Below are 16820 nucleotides of genomic sequence, written 5' to 3'. Positions count from 1 at the left end.
GTCACTCCCAGACGAGCTGGAGTCGCCAGCCGTCGTCAGGCAGGCGCAGCAGGTCGTAGGTGTGAAAGTCGTCGCCCGTGCACGAGGCATCGACGCGCCAGAGCTCCTGATCGACGCGCTGGCGGGGTGCGCAGGCTGTTGCCGCTGCGCTCGTCGTCGGATGAGCGCTCACCGCGCTCGCAGCGGGGGAGGACTGGGGCGCACACCACCAGCGCCTTCGGTGAAAGAAGCTCTGCGGCACCCCGACGATCTCGTACTCGAAACGGCGCCAGACGAAACTGCGCGGCTCGCCCTCGTGCGAGAGCTCGACGGTGATCGCCTCATCGATCTTGCGTGGCATCATGGCCTCCTGCTGTGCTCACTGGTTCGAACATATGTTCGAATGATCACAGCGTAGAGGTGCCCTCCGACATCGGCAACGACGACTGATGGTCGTACGCCTGCGCGCGCCGATCACGCCTCGGCCATGGCATCCACCGGCCGTTCGGGCTGGCCGCACCGAGCACGTCAAGTCGGGTGCGGGCTCGTGCCAGCAGATCGTCAGGAACGTCTTCTGCACGAGACTGCTGACTGCTCTCGGCTGACCCGTCAGCAGCGCGAAGCTGCCAGGAGACAGTCTGGCCCATACCTTTCTCGATGCCGCGACTCAGGCTGAAGCTCCATCTGGCGCGACGCGGTTCGCTCACGTTCTCGGCGAGGCCGCCCTCTGCGATTGCGAGCGTCTGCCACCTGAGCTCGTCTGCGCAGCCCTCCCACGTCTCGGCGCAGGCGTCGCACCCGCACGAGGGATAGAACTCGTCGAAAAGCGCGCCGGCGTATACCCGAACACCTGGGAAGTCCGTGAGGACGATCACCATCGGTGCGCAGGCGTCGTCATTCGGTGTCAGCCGCACCGCTCGCACGGTCTCGGCTGCGGTCGGTGCGTTCAGCAGTTCGGCGGTGACCGCGAATCCGTCTTCACGACGCACGTCGTAGACCGACGTCAAATGCTCGATGAGCTCTGTCGCCACCGTGTGCAGCGGAGCGAATCGATCCGGGTCGCTGAAGACGCTGAGACCGACGGCTGGTGACGCCGCGGTGCGGTCAGAGCGTGAGAGCCGGAACATAGGGCCATTCTTCCGTTTTTCCGCCGGCCGCAACAGCTTCAGCGCCCGCATCCGTCAGGCGGGCTCGATTCCTCTCAAATCGCGAGAGTTCAGAACTCCTCGTATGTGGCGGGATCCTGACCGTTGAGTCGACCGTCTTCGCGAGCCAGCCCGTCGATCGCGGCGAGATCCTCGTCGCTCAGGTCGAAGTCGAACACATCGAGGTTGCTGATCTGCCGATCAGAGTGCGTCGCCTTCGGAATCGGGACCACGCCGTTCTGCAGGTGCCACCGCAGGACGACCTGAGCCACGGTGCGCTCGTGCGCGTGAGCGATCTGCTCAAGCGTCTCGTTCTGCAGAATCTCGCTGGCTCGGCCGAGCGGACTCCACGCCTCGGTGACGATGCCGTGCTCTGTGTTCCAGCGCACCGCCTCGTGCTGCGGAAATCTCGGGTGCAGCTCGATCTGGTTCACGCTCGGCAGCACACCGGTCTCGCGCTCGAGACGTTCGAGGTGCTCGGGCAGAAAGTTGCTCACGCCGATGCGACGCGTCAGCCCGCGCTCGCGCGCCTCGATCAGCGCCTGCCATGCCTCGACGTAGCGGTCGGTCAGCGGGTTCGGCCAGTGGATCAGCAGCAGATCGAGATGATCGAGACCGGTGCGATAGACCGACTCTTCGATCGTGGGAACGGCCTGGTCGAACGCATGGTGGCGGCCGGGCAGCTTCGAAGTGACGACGATCTCGTCACGCGGCACGCTGCTGAGGCGCACCCCGGCGCCGACCGCGCCCTCGTTCTCATAGTTGAAAGCGGTGTCGATCAGGCGGTAGCCGTTGTCGATCGCCTGGGCGACCGTTTCGGCACCCGCACGCCCGTTCAGGCGGTAGGTGCCGAAACCGATCGCCGGCAGGGTGGTGCCGTCGTTCAGGGTGTGCGAGGTCTGCGTGTTCTCGGGGGAAGTGCTCATGCCAACGACCTTAGGCCGCGGCCTCGTCTCCTGCCACCTCCTCATGCACGCCGGCCGCGTTGGTCTCGACCGATGCCGAACCCGCACGACCCGTGTGGTCGTCTGCGTCTTCGAAGCGCACTTGCAGACGGGCGTCGGCCGAAGCGCCTGCCGCGTCGGCATCCGCCGTCGTCTCTGCAGACGCCAGATCGACTGTCACCACCGTGCCGCTCGCCTCCGAGACCAGCAGGTCGGCGATGCGATCGTCGACCTCGCGCTGTACCGTGCGGCGCAGCGGACGAGCCCCGTACTCGGGCTCGAAGCCGTGTTCGGCGAGCCAGTCGACCGCCTGGTCGCTGATCTGCAGGCGGATGCCCTGGTCGGCCAGCCGCTCGGCCGTCGCCGCGATCATGGTGCGTGCGATCAGCCTCACCTGCTCACGCGAGAGACGACGGAACAGCACGATCTCGTCGATGCGGTTGAGGAACTCCGGTCGCATCGCCTCACGCAGCCGGCCCATCACCCGATCGCGCAGCGCCCGCTCCGAACCGAAGCCCGTCGTGTCGTCGCCGGTGTTCGCGACGAAGCCGAGCGCTCCCGACCGTGAGGCCAGAAACTCGGAGCCGATGTTCGAGGTCATGATGACCACGGTGTTGCGAAAGTCGACGGTGCGCCCCTGGCCGTCGGTCAGCCGCCCGTCGTCGAGCACCTGCAGCAACAGGTTGAACACGTCGGGGTGCGCCTTCTCGATCTCGTCGAGCAGCAGCACCGAGTACGGCCTGCGCCGCACGGCCTCGGTGAGCTCGCCGGCCTCGTCATAGCCGACGTAGCCCGGGGGAGCGCCCACCAGCCGCGCTGCGGTGTGCTTCTCGCCGAACTCCGACATGTCGAAGCGCAGCAGCGCGTGCTCGTCGCCGAACAGACTGGCCGCGAGCGTCTTGGCCAGCTCGGTCTTGCCGACCCCGGTCGGGCCGAGGAACAGAAAGCTGCCCACGGGCCGGTTCGGGTCGCCCAGACCGGTGCGGCCACGACGCACGGCCCGAGCCACCGCGGCGACCGCGTCATGCTGACCGATCACGCGCTCGTGCAGTTCGCTCTCGAGGTGCGCGAGCCGTGTGCGCTCGCCCTCGCTGATGCGATCGACGGGAACACCTGTGCGGCGCGCGACCACCTCGGCGATCTGTCGCTCGTCGACTACGGCCTCGGTGGGTGCCGGCGCCGAACTCGTCGTCGCGGCATGCTGATGCTCGATGCGGGCATTGTGCGCGCTCGCCGCGTCAAGAGCCGCCTGCACCTGTTCGATGCGGTCACGAATCTGTCCGGCCTGCTCATACTGCTCGGTCGACGCTGCGGCGTTCTTCTCGGCCTCCAACTCCATGAGCTGGCGCATCAGCGCCTGCGTGTCGATGCGATCGCCGAGCCGCAGACGCAGCCTGGCCCCGGCCTGGTCGATCAGGTCGATCGCTTTGTCGGGCAGACGACGGTCGGGCAGGTATCGGGCCGACAGACGCACGGCGGCGTCGAGCGCGGCATCCGTGTACCGCACGTCGTGATGCTCGGCGAAGGCGGGCGCGACGCCGTGCAGAATGCGCACGGCGACGTCCTCCGACGGCTCGTCGACGGCGACCGGCTGGAACCGGCGCTCCAAGGCGGGATCCTTCTCGATCCTGCGATATTCGTCGAGCGTGGTCGCGCCGATCATATGCAGCTCGCCTCGAGCCAGCCTTGGCTTGAGCATGTTGGCCGCGTCGAGGCCGTCGCCCATGCCGCTGCCGCCGGCACCGACGACCGTGTGCAGCTCGTCGATGAAGACGATGAGCTCATCGCGATGCGCGGTGATCTCGTCGAGCAGCTTGGTCAGGCGCTCTTCGAAGTCGCCGCGAAAGCGCGTGCCGGCCACCATCGACGCCAGGTCGAGAGAGACCAGGCGACGCCCGGCGATCGCGTGCGGAACCTCGTCGTCGACGATCGCCTGCGCGAGGCCCTCGACGACGGCGGTCTTGCCGACGCCGGCCTCGCCGACGAGCACGGGGTTGTTCTTGGTGCGGCGCGAGAGGATCTCGACGGTCTGCTCGATCTCGTCGGCACGACCGATCACCGGATCGAGTCGGCCGTCGCGTGCCTGTGCCGTCAGATCGGTGCCGAAGCGATCGAGCATCGGGGTCTGCGATGTGGCGGATGCATCAGTCTGCTCCGCATCGCCGCCTGCGTCCGCCTCCGATGAGCCGGAGTTCGCAGCCGCAGCGTCGTCGACGGGTGCCACGTCATCGGGCTGCCGGGCAGACTGCCGCATCGAATCGATCAGCGACTGCGCGGTCACGCCGAACCCTGCCAGGATCTGTGCGGAAGGCGCATCCTGTGCGAGCACGAGTGCGAAGAAGAGATGCTCCAGATCGACATAGGTCGAACCCGAGGCGCGGGCGACCTGGAAGGCATGGAAGAGGGCGCGCTGCAGCGAGGGCGTGACGTCGGGGGCCTCGGTGACGGTCGCGCCGTCACGAGCGACGGGCAGCCGAGCTTCGACCTCGTGAGCGAGCTGCTGAACGCTCACGCCCATGCGGGTGAGCACGTCGTGCACTGGGGCGTTCTCGGCGAGCACGCGCAGCATGTGCAGGGCGTCGACCTCGGTCTGACCTCTTCTGACCGCGTACGATCCGGCCTCGGCCAGAGCCTGCTGTGTGCGCTGGGTCAGAAACCTGCTGATGTCGATGGTGCGCTGGCCTTCGGCAGCCTGCTGCCGTGCCTGCTGTGCGTTCAGGTAGCGTGCGAGAAACTCGTCGAATGATCCCTGCCCGCTCGGTTCGCGTTCGCTCCCGTTCTGGGGGTTGTTCTCTGGCACAGTACCTCCTCGTCGGTGTCTGCGAGGGCGATACCGATCTGACAGTCGTTCAGACGTCGCCACCCTCAAAGTTGAGTGCCGTACGCTCAACCTAACGTCCGGGTGTCGCAGGTATTCCCCTGCGTCGCTTCCGTTCGCGGCATCACGAGCGCCATGCCTTAAACTGAACGGCATGCCCTCCGCCAGCCCGCTGCGCATCGCCATGATCTCGCTGCACACGAATCCCTATGGCGACCCCGGCACGGGCGACGTCGGCGGCATGAACATCGTGATCCAGCACCTTGCGGCCGAACTGGCCGCGCTCGGTCACCAGGTCGATGTGATCACACGCCGCAGCGCTCCCGAGCAGCCCGACGCCATCGAGCTCGCCCCCAGACTCATGCTGCGCACGATCACGGCCGGGCCCGAGCATCCGCTGCCCAAAGCCGAGCATGAGGCGTACATCGACGCCTTCGCCGGGCAGCTGCGGGCACTCGGCGACTACGACGTGATCCACGCGCATCACTGGTACTCCGGTCTGGCGGCCCTGCCCGTCGCTCGGGAATGCGGCGCTGCGCTGCTGCAGAGCTTTCACAGCATCGCGGCAGACGCCGACACCGCACTCGACAACGGCGAGCCTCCCGAGGCGCCCGGGCGTCTCTCGGCAGAGCGCACTCTCGCACGCGAGGCCGATGCGGTGATCACGGTCAGTCATGCCGAGCAGCGCACCGTGGTCGAGCGGCTGGGCGGCGAGCCATCGCGGGTGCACGTGGTGTCTCCCGGTGTGGATGCTCGGTGCTTCCACCCGGGAGAGGCCGCCGTTCCGAGATACGTCGCCGCCGCAGCCCGCATCGAGCCGCTCAAAGGGCTCGACCTCGCCGTCGCCACGATTGCGTCGACTGACGACTCGCTGCGCCCTGATCTGCGCATCGCGGGCGGGCCGAGCAGCCAGGACGGCGGCTGTCTGACGGCTCTGCGCCGACAGGCCGCCGACGCGGGCATCGGCGACCGGGTGCACTTCGACGGCGCGATGTCGCACGCCGAGCTGGCCGATCTGATGCGCGGTGCCTCGGTGTTCCTGGTTCCGTCGCACTCTGAGACCTACGGCCTGGTCGCACTCGAGGCAGCCGCAAGCGGGGTGCCGGTGATCGCGATGGCCACGGGCGGCCTTCCCGAGGCGGTGCACGACGGCGAGACCGGTCTGCTCATGCGCGATCGCTCGCCCGAGACCTGGGCGCGCGCGCTGACCCGGCTGCTCGACGACGCCGAGCTGCGCGAGCGCATGGGGCATGCAGGCCGCGCACTCGCTCTGCAGCGCAGCTGGGCGAAGAGCGCCCGACGGCTCGTGCAGATCTACTGTCAGCAGCGTCGGATGACGCGCTCGACGGTGCAGCCGGTATGACCGCTCGCGAACGCGTCGCCGCCATCGACTGCGGCACGAACACCGTGCGCCTGCTCGTGATCGAGGGGCCCGCACCGACGCGGGAGCTCGTGCGCCGCACACGCACGATCCGTCTCGGCGAGGGCGTCGACCGCACGCATGCCTTCGCACCGGCGGCGCTCGACCGCCTTGGCGTCGCCTTGGCAGACTACCGCCGCGATCTGACGCGTCTCGGCGTCGCAGACGACCGGCTGCGCTTCGTGGCGACGTCGGCGAGCCGCGACGTGCATGACGCGACACTGCTGCGCGACGTCGTCGAATCGACTCTCGGCGTACGACCCGAGATCATCAGCGGTGTCGAAGAGGCCGACCTCTCGTACGCCGGAGCACTCACCGGAATGCCGGCACAGCCCATGACGCTGGTCGTCGACCTCGGCGGCGGCTCGACCGAGCTCGTCGTCGGACGCAACGGCCGACCGATCGCGGCATGGTCGATGAACGTGGGCGGCGTGCGCCTCACCGAGCGACACCTCGATGCGCACCGGCCGATGTCGGCGGCACAGCACGCGGCGATGGTCGCCGACGTCGACTGCGCCCTCGACGAAGCCGAGGCCCATGTGTCGCTGGCCGGCGTCGAGCGGGTCATCGGCGTCTCTGACTCGGTCGGCGTGATCGCAGCGGTGACCGCCGGCGTGCGTGCCGAGCGCTTCGGCGAACTGTCGGGCGGATGCTGGAGTCTCGACGCGCTGCAGGCCGCCTGCACCCGTCTGATCGCCGCCGATCCGCATGCGCTTGCCGAGATGGGCGTCGACCGCACACGCGCTGACCTGGTCTCCGCAGCCGCGGTGATCTGGTCACGGGTGAGCGCGCGCATCGCCGCCCGCTCGCACTGCGACCACGCCGTCTACAGCGAGCATGACATCCTCGACGGCGCCGCTGAGACGTTGCTGGCAGGCGGCCGAGATCGGCGATGAGCAGCTCACGGGGAAGGACGAGTGAGGAGCACCGCAGGTCGACGAAGCCGACATCTCGATCATCGCGCGGCAGGAGCGGATCGCCCGACCGACGCGTGACGACCATCGTGCTGATCGCGACGATGGGAGCCGTCGCCTTCGGCTATGACACGGGCGTGCTCGCGGGCGCGCTGCCGTTTCTCAGTCAGCCGCGAGACGCCGGCGGCCTGGGACTCGACGCTCTGGCCGAAGGCGTCGTCACATCGGCGCTCGTCTTCGCCGCGAGTCTCGGCGCCCTCGTCGGCGGGCGGCTCGCAGATCGCCTCGGACGCCGCCGAACCCTGCTCTTCGTCTCGCTCGTCTTCGCCGTCGGCGCACTGGGCACCGGGCTTGCGCCGAGCGTCGAGGCGCTGGTGGGGTGTCGGGTGGTGCTGGGCCTCGCCGTGGGAGCCAGCTCGACGATCGTGCCCATCTTCATCGGCGAGATCGCCCCGGCGCGGCGGCGCGCGGGGCTGGTCACCCGAAACCAGCTGATGATCGTCACCGGGCAGCTGCTCGCGGCCGTGGCGAACGCCGCGATCGCGCAGGCGTCGTCTGACGGTGAAGCGTGGCGACACATGCTGCTGGTCAGTGCGACCCCGGCCCTGCTGCTGTTCGCCGGGCTCTGGTTCGTCCCGGAGTCGCCGCGCTGGCTGGCGACGCACGGTCGCCCCGAGGCTGCGCGCCGTGTGCTCGAATCGATTCGCAGCACCGGCGAGAGCGAGCGCGAACTGCAGACGATCACGGCGCTTCGCCCCCGAGCCAATGAGTCTGCAGGTGCGACGCAGAGAACGGATCGGCACCCGATGCGGGCCCGCTGGGTGCGCCGTCTCGTGCTGATCGGTGCCGGTCTGGGCATGGTCTCCCAGCTGACCGGCGTGAACTCCGTGATGTACTTCGCACCGAGCATCCTCGCGACCAGCGGGCTCGGCACGCAGGCGGCGCTCACCGCGACCATCGCCACGGGAGTGGTCTCGGTGCTCGCGACGCTCGTCGGCATCCGCGTGCTGCGTCGTCTCGGCCGACGCCCGATCATGATCACCGGGCTGATCGGCGTCGCCTCGTCGCATCTGCTGCTGGGCCTCGCCTTCGCCCTGCCGTTGGGACCGGCCCAGCCCTGGCTCGTGCTCGCCCTCATGCTGGTGCTGCTCTGCTTCGTGCAGGCGATGGTGTCAGTGGTGTTCTGGCTGATGACGGCCGAGCTGTTCCCGCTGCAGGTGCGGGGACTGGCCGCAGGTGTGGCGGTCTGCGTGCAGTGGCTGTCGAACGGCGTCGTCGCGCTGCTCTTTCCGCTGGCCTTCGCGCACCTGGGCGGCGACGTCTACTTCGTCTTCGCCGCGGTTAACGTGCTGAGCGCATGGTTCGTCTGGCGTGCGCTGCCCGAGACGCGAGGGCTGGCGCTCGAAGAGGTCGAGAGGATGCTGCGCCGACGTCTCAGCTGAAGCGATCGACTGCGTAGACTCGGTTCATGCGCTCTGAGACCGACCCTGAGAAGACCGGTGCGAGTTCGACCGACTGCACACCTGAGATCCGCGTCTACCGCGGTGGCCGACTCGAACGGGAGACCACCTTTCTGACCGAGATCGAGCACCTGCAGCACGACGCCGAGCGCACCACGTGGGTCGATCTGCCGACGGCCGATCATGAGGCGCTCGTGCAGATCGCGCAGACGCTGCATCTGCATCCGCTCGCCATCGAAGACGTCGAAGAGAGCCATGAGCGTGCGAAGCTCGTTCGCTACGAGACGCATCTGTTTCTGACGCTGTATGCGATGGCTGCGCCGAACGACGTCGAGTCCGAGCTCGAACGGCATCAGATCGACATCTTTCTGACCAGAAACGTCGTGGTGACCGTGCGACACGGCGACGGCTTCGATCTCGGCGGTGCACGACTGGCCTGGGAGGCGCATCCGACGCTGCTGGCGATCGGCGGCATCACGGTGCTCTGGGCGATCGTCGATCAGATCGTCGACACCCATTTCGACACCGTGCAGCAGCTTGACGAGAGCATCGACGCTCTCGAAGACGAGCTCTTCGGCGACACGCCGGACTCCCGCGGCATCCAGCTCAACGCCTATCATCTGCACAAGCGTCTGGTCACCCTGCGTCGGCTGGCGCTGCCGACCAGAGAGATTCTCAGCAGCGTGATCAATCGTGCCGAGCCGCCGCTGCCCGATGCGCTGCGGCCATACTTTCTCGATGTCTATGATCACGTGCTGCGCGTGAGCGACTGGACTGACTCGCTGCGAGACCTGGCCAGCACCATCATCGACACGAACCTCTCGAGCCAGAGCAACCGGATGAACCTGGTGATGAAGAAGCTCACATCGTGGGCGGCCATCATCGCCGTGCCGACGCTGATCACCGGCTTCTTCGGCATGAACGTGAACTTTCCCTATTTTCAGACCGATGTCGGTGCGGTGATCGCCGTGACGCTGATCGCGCTGACCTCGGTTGGGCTCTACGCCTGGTTCAAACGCCTGGACTGGCTATGAGCCCGGCGGTCTGGGGAGCACTGCTTGCCGCGTCGATCATGGTGAGCCTCACCCCGGGCGCCGGAGCCATCTCGACGATGACGAATGCGCTGAACGTCGGGTGGCGCCGGTCGATCTGGGGCGTGCTCGGCCAGCAGATCGGTCTGCTCATTCTGCTGGTGATCGTGGCCTGCGGGCTGGGTGCGCTGCTCGCACACGCGCCGGGAGTCACCACGGCGATCCGCTACGCCGGCGCCGCCTACCTCGGCTACCTCGGGGTTCGGCAGCTGCTGCTCGCGCGCGCCGTCGGTCGGGTCGCCCAAGACGAGGACACCGACACCGGCGCGGCTGCCGAGAACCAGGCCGCCGATTCGGGGGATGCTGCCGGCGTCAGCCGATACCTGCGACCGGGCGCGATGGTGATGCGCGGAACCTGGGTGAACCTCAGCAACCCCAAGGCGATCATCTTCTTTCTGGCCTTCATGCCGCAGTTCATCGATGCGTCGAAACCGGTCGTGCTGCAGTATGCGGCGGTCATCGTCACCATGATCGTCGTCGACATCTGTGTGATGTGGGGCTTCTTCGCTCCTGCCGCACGCGCGGTCGGGCGATTCGCGCGAAACGCGCATGGTCAGCGTGTGATGAATGCGGTGTTCGGGGTGCTGTATCTTGCGGTCGGCGTGCTGCTGATCTTTCTGCACTGAGGCCTGCCTCAGCGCGACGTAATGTGCGATTCGTCGTGCGGGTGATCGGGCGATGTCGGCGCGACGAAGTACCATGGGCGGCATGAGGCCGATGCGAACGACCCAAAACTCCGCACCGACACCAGGCATGTCGCACACGCACAGATTGGTGAGCACGTCGAGATCGCTGCGTCTGCCGAGATCGAGCCTGGCACGACTCTCGGCTCTGCTGCTGGCGGCCACGCTGCTCGCGTTGGCGCTGCTGGCGACGTCCGTCAGACCGGCAGCGGCATCCGTCGACGACTTCAGCTTCGAATCGATGTCTGTCGACTACCACCTGAGCCGCGATGCCGACGGCAGAGCCCGAATCGATGTCACCGAGACTCTCGTCGCCGACTTTCCGAGCTTCGATCAGAACCGCGGTCTCGTGCGCAAGATTCCCCTCGACTATGACGGGGTGGCGCTCGACCCGACGGTCACGGCGGTGTCCGATGACGCCGGCCGCGCAGTGGTGTACGACACCAAGCGCGTCGGAGGCCAGCTCGAAGTGTCTCTCGGCTCAGACGAGTTCGTGCACGGCAGGCAGACCTACGTGCTGAACTACACCATGCAGAACACCGTGCGTCACTTCGCCGACACCGACACCGACGAGTTCTACTGGGATGTCAACGGCGAGAGCTGGCAGCAGTCCTTCGGGGTCGTCTCCGCGACGCTCACGGTCGATCCCTCGCTCGTCTCCGCCCTGAACGGCCAGGCCTCCTGCTACCAGGGCGCACACGGCTCGACCGCGCGCTGTCAGATCGTGCGTCTCGAAGACGCGGGTGACGCTGCCGCCCGGTTCACCGCGCAGACTGACGGTGGGCTCGCCCCCGCGCAGACGATGACCATCGCGGTCGGCTTCGCCCTGCAGACCTTCGTGATTCCCGAACCTCCCTCACGGGCATGGTGGACGACATGGCTGCCGCTGGGGCTGAGCGCAGTCGCTCTCGGGCTCGCCGTCGCCCTGGTCGTCGTGCGAAGCCGCCGGTGGCGGGACGCCCCGGGGCGTGGAGTGATCGTTCCGGAGTACGCACCGCCCGCTGGGCTTCCGATCGTCGCCGGGGCCGACCTGGTCAACCGGATGAACAGCTGGATGCCGGCCGCAGTCATCGACATGGCGGTTCGCGGCGTCGTTCGCATGGTCGACATCGAACATGTCGGCATGTTCGGCGCCAAGAGACCGAGCTTCGCGATCGAGATGGTCGACCCCAATCGAATGCAGGCTCATGACGCAGAGGTGCTCGCCGTGCTGGCCGGGCCTCGTCAGCTGCAGCCGGGTGAGCGCGTGGCCATTGAGACGAAGCCCGACCAGCACCGTGCCGAACGTGCGCAGGCGGTGATCGCCGATGTTCAGCAGCGACTCCTCGCCGGCGGGTTCCGAGCCGTACCGACCTCCACGCTGCCGCTTGCCCTGCGAGTGTCAGGGTGGGGCATGATGGCGATCTCCGCCGCGTACGGGCTGTGGGCGCTGGTGCAGGCCGAACGCATCACCTGGTGGCTCATCGCAGCCGGGTTGGCCACGGTGGGGTCGCTGATGCTGCTGTTCGTGGCCCTGCCTCGTCCGAAGACGCTGACCGAAGCGGGTGCCGAGGCAAGAGACGAGGTCAAAGGCCTGAAGATGTACATGGAGCTTGCCGAGCGAGATCGCTTCGCCGTGCTGCAGAGTGTGCAGGGCGCCGAACGCATCGATCTGTCCGACGGCTCGACCAGTGTGCGTCTGAACGAAAGGCTGCTGCCGTGGGCGGTGCTCTGGGGCATCGAAGGCACTTGGGCGAAGCAGCTGCAGGTCGACTACGAGCGCACCGGCAGCCAACCGGGGTGGTATGACTCGATGACGCCGTTCACTGCAGGAGTCCTCGCTTCCAGACTCGCCGCGTTCAACACCGCTGCGACCACTTCGGTGCAGCCGCCCACCTCAGGAGGCAGCTTTTCTGGTGGGGCAGGGGGCGGGGGCTTCGCAGGTGGTGGTGGCGGTGGCGGCGGCGGTGGCGGCCGTTAGCGCTACCGGGTCGCTGCAGCGGCGATCATCGCTCCTGCCATCGTCGACTGCACAGACGCGTCTGCTCTCGAACCGCATCAGATGACGGGGCACTGCTGCAATCGAAAGAAGGGTCAGATGCGATTCTGTCGATGCCGTTTCAGAGCCTGCTGCACCACTGTGCCCACAGTAGACATTGGCGCATCGACGCCGAAGACCACGACGACCGATTCGGCGTCTGAGACGGTCGGCAGCTGAGGGCGGTCATGATTTCCCTCGGCTGCCGACGATTGTGGCTGCGCCTGTGACGGCTCGCCGACGACGGGCGCGAAGATGGTGAGCAGACGATCGAGTTCGACGCTCAGGTCTCGACGGGCCTGGTCTGGTGAGAGCTGATCTCGAATGGCCTGCCGCAGCACGGCATTGTGCGTGGTCGCGACGACGTCGGCGAACTGCAGAGCCTCGATATGTCGCAATGCGGGCAGCTGCTCGCGCAGATATCTGTCGAAGGCCTTCTGATATCGCGTGATGGTAACGATCTCACGATCTCGCAGTTTGTGCGTGGCTCGCACGATGCGATCACGCGAGCGGATGCTGGGAAGACGGGCCAGAAAACGATCGAGCACCAGCAGTGCGGCGTCGATCACGTCTCTGCGTGCGTCGACGGTGACCACCTCACCACGCAGACGTGCGGCGAAGAAGGCATCAACCTGTTCGAGGATGTCATCATGGTCGGCGAAGATCACATCGTCTTTGGTCCCGAACTGACGAAAGAACGTGCTGCGTGACACATGGGCTGCGGCAGCGATGTCGGCGGCGCTCACCTCGTCATATCCCCGGGCGGTGAACAGTGCGAGGGCGATATCGGCCACTTCGACTCGACTCAGCGATGCGGTGCTCATTCGGTCACGCTACCACGCAGGTGCACCCAAGAAATGACACCGCCTCGCATGATCCATCGCAGCAGGCGTATGCCACGCAGTGCTTGGGAAAACCATCCACCGTCGCCGACCTCGTCCGGAGCCTCGCCGAAGCCGACGTCGTCGCCGGACGGTGGGTCTGGAAGACTGGAAACGTTACGTTTAGTTCTCGGATAGGCACGCCCTACGCTGAGAGCGGATGTCTGCAAGCAGGAGGATCATATGTCGACCCCGGAACCAGCGACACGCGCAAAATGGCTGCCCCGCGGCCCCGGCGTGATGTCCGGCTTCTCGACGACGGTCGGCGTGCTGCTGGCAGTGCTTCTGGCCGCTGTCGTCGTCGCGATCATCAAGCCGCTGACCCTGGTGTTCTTCGCCCTCTTCATCACACTCGGACTGGAGCCGGTGATTCGCTGGCTCGAGAGCAAGGGGATGAAGCGCCCGCTGGCGCTCGGCACGGTGCTCGGCGTCGGCCTGCTGATCTTCGGCGTGGTCGTCTGGATGATCGTGCCCGGCATCGTGAAGCAGGTCGGCCAGTTCGTCGACACGGCGCCAAAGAGCTTCGACGAAGTCAGCCAGCGGCCCTGGTTCCTGCACGTGGACGAGCAGTTCAACGGAGCCGCGACCACGACGCTGCACACGATCGAGACGCAGGTGACGAACCCCGACTTCTGGTGGGGCGTCGGCGGTGGAGCCTTCGAGATCGGCCGCGGCGTGGTCGACGCCATGACCGGCACGATCTTCGTGCTGATTCTGACCCTGTACTTCGTGGTCTCCCTCGATCGCATGAAGCAGGCGTTCTCTCTGCTGGTGCCGAAGACGAAGCGGGCGAACGTCATGGACATCACCGAAGAGATCACCGGATCGGTCGGCAGCTACCTCGGGGGCATGGTCGTGCTGGCCTTCTGCAACGCGGTCTTCAGCCTGATCGTGATGACCGTCTTCGGCGTTCCGTTCTCGCTCGTGCTCGCCATGCTCGCGCTGTTCATCACGATGATCCCGCTCATCGGCAGTGTGATCAGCACCGTGCTGATCACTGCGGTCGCCCTGCTCAGCTCACCGCTCACCGCGGTGTTCGTCGCCGTCTGCCTGATCATCTACATGCAGGTCGAGGCATATGTCCTGACTCCGCGCATCGTCGGCAAGAGCGTCAACATTCCCGGATCGCTCGTGCTGATCGGCGCGATGGTGGGTGCGACGCTCGCCGGACTGATGGGGGCGCTCGTCGCCTTTCCCGTCGCCGCTTCGATCCTCATCATCGTCAAACGCGTGATCGTGCCCGCTCAGGAGCAGCGCTGAACTGCCCGGCGATGTAACCTGCGCGCAACGCAGGTCGGCGTAGAATCTCCCCTCGGCGTGGCAGGCTCACGACTCTGCGTCGAGCCTGGAGCAGGAGAGCTCCTGTTCCTCGCCGCTTCATGACATTGAGGAGACGACATGGCTCGAGGAGCTTTCGACTGGCGGCTGCACGGAGACGGCGTGCACATCGGACCGGGCGAGGCGGTGGCTCCCGACGAGCGACTGACCTGGCCGCGCACGATCGGCATCGGCACCCAGCATGTGGTCGCCATGTTCGGCTCGACTTTCCTGGTGCCGCTGCTCACCGGATTCCCACCGGCGACGACCCTGCTGTTCTCCGGCCTCGGCACCATCATCTTCCTGCTGCTGACCCGAAACCGGGTGCCCAGCTATCTCGGATCGAGCTTCGCCTTCATCGCCCCGATCGCCGCGGCGCAGAGCGAGCACGGGTACGCGGGCGCGCTCGGCGGCGTCGTGATCGCCGGTGCCACGCTGTTCGTCATCGGTTTGATCGTGCAGTGGGCGGGCGTTCGATGGATTGAGTGGCTGATGCCGCCTGTCGTCACCGGTGCGATCGTCGCTCTGATCGGCCTGAACCTCGCACCCAGCGCCAAGGCGAACTTCGAGGTTGCCCCAATCACCGCGCTGGTGACACTGGGAGCGATCATCCTGTGGGGCGTGCTCTTCCGTGGGTTCCTCGGTCGTCTGTCGATTCTGTTCGGCGTGGTCATCGGCTACGTCACTGCGGTCGTCCGCGGTGAGGTCGACTTCTCGGCCATCGCCGACGCGGCATGGTTCGGACTGCCGCACTTCCAGACGCCCACCTTCCACATCTCGACCGTGGGCCTCTTCGTGCCCGTCGTCTTCGTGCTGATCGCTGAGAACATCGGACATGTGCGGTCGGTCGGCATGATGGTCGGCCGAAATCTCGACGACAACATCGGTCGTGCGCTGATCAGCGACGGTCTTGCCACGGTGCTCGCGGGTTCGGGCGGCGGCTCGGGCACGACCACCTACGCAGAGAACATCGGTGTGATGGCCTCGACCAAGGTGTTCTCGACGGCGGCCTACTGGGTGGCCGGCATCGTCGCCGTGCTGCTGAGTCTCTTTCCCAAGTTCGGAGCGGCGATCGCCACGGTGCCCGCCGGTGTGCTCGGCGGTGCCGGTGTTGTGCTCTACGGCATGATCGGTGTGCTCGGCGTGCGCATCTGGGTCGAGAACAAAGTCGACTTCTCGAAGTCGATCAACCTGACCACAGCCGGGGTCGCGCTGATCATCGCGATCGCCGACTTCACCTGGCAGGCCGGCGACCTGGTGTTCGGCGGCATCGCATTGGGAACCTTCGCCGCCATCGCCGTCTACCACGTCATGCGTGGAGTGACCCGGCTGCGCGGCGGACGCAGCACGACGCCGGTTTCGCCGGCGAGCACGGATCGCGTGGACGAAGCCGCGCACTGATCCACGCGAGTCGGCCGAGCCGGGCCGGCCGTGACATCCTCATCACCATGACACGACTAGGCTGAGAGCATGCGTCTGATCACTCCCAATCACCCCCTCATCGACCACAAGCTGACCGTTCTCCGAGACCGGAGCACCCCGCAGCCGGTGTTCCGTCAGCTCGTCGAAGAGCTCATGACGCTGCTGGCCTACGAGGGAACCCGCGACGTGGCCGTCGAAGACGTCCGCGTCATGACACCCGTAGCCGAGACCACCGGTGTGCGGCTGCAGCAGCCGCTGCCTCTGGTGGTGCCGATCCTGCGCGCAGGTCTCGGCATGCTCGAGGGCATGACGAAACTGCTGCCGACCGCTGAAGTGGGGTTCCTCGGCATGGTGCGCGACGAGCAGACGCTGCAGCCGACGACGTATGCGAAGCGGCTGCCCGACGACCTCAGCGATCGTGCCTGCTTCGTGCTCGATCCGATGCTCGCGACCGGCGGTTCGCTGATCGGCGCGATCGACTACCTCTTCGAACGCGGAGCTCGCAAGGTGACTGCGATCTGCATTCTGGGTGCGCCGCAGGGAGTCGAGGCGGTCGAAAAGCACTTCGAGGGCCGCGATCTCACCGTGGTGCTCGGCGCCGTCGACGAGGGACTGAACGACCAGAGCTACATCGTTCCGGGCCTCGGCGATGCCGGCGATCGGCTCTACGGAACCATCGACTGATCCCTCCCGGGGCCGTGCGTCGCCCGGCGCCGCATCCGGTATCGT

General features: G+C 66.8%; 14 protein-coding genes. 9 read left to right on the top strand and 5 right to left on the bottom strand.

Annotation, left to right across the window (positions count from 1 at the left end; translation table 11 throughout):
• Window position 1: 1 nt before the first annotated feature.
• The 4 genes from F8O08_RS08330 to F8O08_RS08315 form a co-directional block, all read right to left on the bottom strand.
• Window positions 2–343, bottom strand: a complete 342-nt coding sequence (locus F8O08_RS08330; protein WP_158037680.1) for a DUF6504 family protein — start codon at window positions 341–343, stop codon at window positions 2–4.
• A 43-nt stretch (window positions 344–386) separates the two neighbouring features.
• A complete protein-coding gene (locus tag F8O08_RS08325; protein ID WP_158042592.1) occupies window positions 387–1106 on the bottom strand; it encodes a DUF6226 family protein in 720 nt (239 codons plus the stop codon).
• Between the two features lie 89 nt (window positions 1107–1195).
• Window positions 1196–2050 (bottom strand): aldo/keto reductase, encoded by an 855-nt coding sequence (locus F8O08_RS08320; RefSeq protein ID WP_158037682.1) that lies wholly within the window; start codon window positions 2048–2050, stop codon window positions 1196–1198.
• Between the two features lie 10 nt (window positions 2051–2060).
• Window positions 2061–4868, bottom strand: coding sequence for an ATP-dependent Clp protease ATP-binding subunit (locus tag F8O08_RS08315; protein ID WP_225733557.1), 2808 nt, complete (start codon window positions 4866–4868; stop codon window positions 2061–2063).
• Between the two features lie 172 nt (window positions 4869–5040).
• Here F8O08_RS08315 and F8O08_RS08310 point away from each other — a divergent pair, with 172 nt between their 5' ends.
• The 6 genes from F8O08_RS08310 (at window position 5041) to F8O08_RS10855 (ending at window position 12414) form a co-directional block, all read left to right on the top strand.
• Complete coding sequence (locus F8O08_RS08310; RefSeq protein ID WP_158042593.1) at window positions 5041–6249, top strand: glycosyltransferase; 1209 nt, start codon at window positions 5041–5043, stop codon at window positions 6247–6249.
• Window positions 6246–7202 (top strand): exopolyphosphatase, encoded by a 957-nt coding sequence (locus F8O08_RS08305; RefSeq protein WP_158042594.1) that lies wholly within the window; start codon window positions 6246–6248, stop codon window positions 7200–7202. Before F8O08_RS08310 ends, F8O08_RS08305 begins: the two co-directional genes overlap by 4 nt.
• 95 nt (window positions 7203–7297) lie before the next feature.
• Window positions 7298–8662: a sugar porter family MFS transporter gene (locus F8O08_RS08300; RefSeq protein WP_263970011.1), complete on the top strand. Its 1365-nt coding sequence runs from the start codon at window positions 7298–7300 to the stop codon at window positions 8660–8662.
• 26 nt (window positions 8663–8688) lie between these two features.
• Complete coding sequence (locus tag F8O08_RS08295; RefSeq protein ID WP_158042596.1) at window positions 8689–9714, top strand: magnesium transporter CorA family protein; 1026 nt, start codon at window positions 8689–8691, stop codon at window positions 9712–9714.
• Entirely contained in the window at window positions 9711–10397 is a 687-nt protein-coding gene (locus tag F8O08_RS08290; RefSeq protein ID WP_158042597.1) for a LysE family transporter, read from the top strand. The genes F8O08_RS08295 and F8O08_RS08290 overlap by 4 nt, the downstream gene beginning before the upstream one ends.
• Before the next feature lie 148 nt (window positions 10398–10545).
• Complete coding sequence (locus F8O08_RS10855; RefSeq protein WP_192497707.1) at window positions 10546–12414, top strand: DUF2207 domain-containing protein; 1869 nt, start codon at window positions 10546–10548, stop codon at window positions 12412–12414.
• A gap of 113 nt (window positions 12415–12527) precedes the next feature.
• Here the strand turns inward: F8O08_RS10855 and F8O08_RS08280 are convergent, their stop codons facing one another.
• On the bottom strand, window positions 12528–13295 hold the full coding sequence (locus F8O08_RS08280; protein ID WP_158037688.1) for a TetR/AcrR family transcriptional regulator: 768 nt from the start codon (window positions 13293–13295) through the stop codon (window positions 12528–12530).
• A 240-nt stretch (window positions 13296–13535) separates the two neighbouring features.
• Between F8O08_RS08280 and F8O08_RS08275 the strand changes: the two genes are divergently transcribed.
• The 3 genes from F8O08_RS08275 (at window position 13536) to upp (ending at window position 16775) form a co-directional block, all read left to right on the top strand.
• On the top strand, window positions 13536–14612 hold the full coding sequence (locus F8O08_RS08275; RefSeq protein ID WP_158042598.1) for an AI-2E family transporter: 1077 nt from the start codon (window positions 13536–13538) through the stop codon (window positions 14610–14612).
• A 138-nt stretch (window positions 14613–14750) separates the two neighbouring features.
• On the top strand, window positions 14751–16070 hold the full coding sequence (locus F8O08_RS08270) for a uracil-xanthine permease family protein (protein ID WP_158042599.1): 1320 nt from the start codon (window positions 14751–14753) through the stop codon (window positions 16068–16070).
• A gap of 69 nt (window positions 16071–16139) precedes the next feature.
• On the top strand, window positions 16140–16775 hold the full coding sequence (upp, locus tag F8O08_RS08265; RefSeq protein ID WP_158037691.1) for a uracil phosphoribosyltransferase: 636 nt from the start codon (window positions 16140–16142) through the stop codon (window positions 16773–16775).
• Window positions 16776–16820 lie beyond the last annotated feature (45 nt).

Origin of the sequence: Pseudoclavibacter sp. CFCC 13611 (assembly GCF_008831225.1) — a bacterium.
GTDB lineage: Bacteria > Actinomycetota > Actinomycetes > Actinomycetales > Microbacteriaceae > Pseudoclavibacter_A.
The sequence above is the reverse complement of the archived record's forward strand: the minus strand, read 5'-3'. Positions and strand labels throughout refer to the sequence as shown.

Excerpts from the sequence above, each read along its gene's own strand:
- F8O08_RS08275 (WP_158042598.1), top strand. The coding sequence starts at position 13,536 with ATGTCGACCCCGGAACCAGCGACACGCGCAAAATGGCTGCCCCGCGGC.
- F8O08_RS08310 (WP_158042593.1), top strand. The coding sequence starts at position 5,041 with ATGCCCTCCGCCAGCCCGCTGCGCATCGCCATGATCTCGCTGCACACG.
- F8O08_RS08280 (WP_158037688.1), bottom strand. The coding sequence starts at position 13,295 with ATGAGCACCGCATCGCTGAGTCGAGTCGAAGTGGCCGATATCGCCCTC.
- F8O08_RS08290 (WP_158042597.1), top strand. The coding sequence starts at position 9,711 with ATGAGCCCGGCGGTCTGGGGAGCACTGCTTGCCGCGTCGATCATGGTG.
- F8O08_RS08320 (WP_158037682.1), bottom strand. The coding sequence starts at position 2,050 with ATGAGCACTTCCCCCGAGAACACGCAGACCTCGCACACCCTGAACGAC.
- F8O08_RS08325 (WP_158042592.1), bottom strand. The coding sequence starts at position 1,106 with ATGTTCCGGCTCTCACGCTCTGACCGCACCGCGGCGTCACCAGCCGTC.
- F8O08_RS08305 (WP_158042594.1), top strand. The coding sequence starts at position 6,246 with ATGACCGCTCGCGAACGCGTCGCCGCCATCGACTGCGGCACGAACACC.
- F8O08_RS08330 (WP_158037680.1), bottom strand. The coding sequence starts at position 343 with ATGATGCCACGCAAGATCGATGAGGCGATCACCGTCGAGCTCTCGCAC.
- F8O08_RS08295 (WP_158042596.1), top strand. The coding sequence starts at position 8,689 with ATGCGCTCTGAGACCGACCCTGAGAAGACCGGTGCGAGTTCGACCGAC.
- F8O08_RS08270 (WP_158042599.1), top strand. The coding sequence starts at position 14,751 with ATGGCTCGAGGAGCTTTCGACTGGCGGCTGCACGGAGACGGCGTGCAC.
- upp (WP_158037691.1), top strand. The coding sequence starts at position 16,140 with ATGCGTCTGATCACTCCCAATCACCCCCTCATCGACCACAAGCTGACC.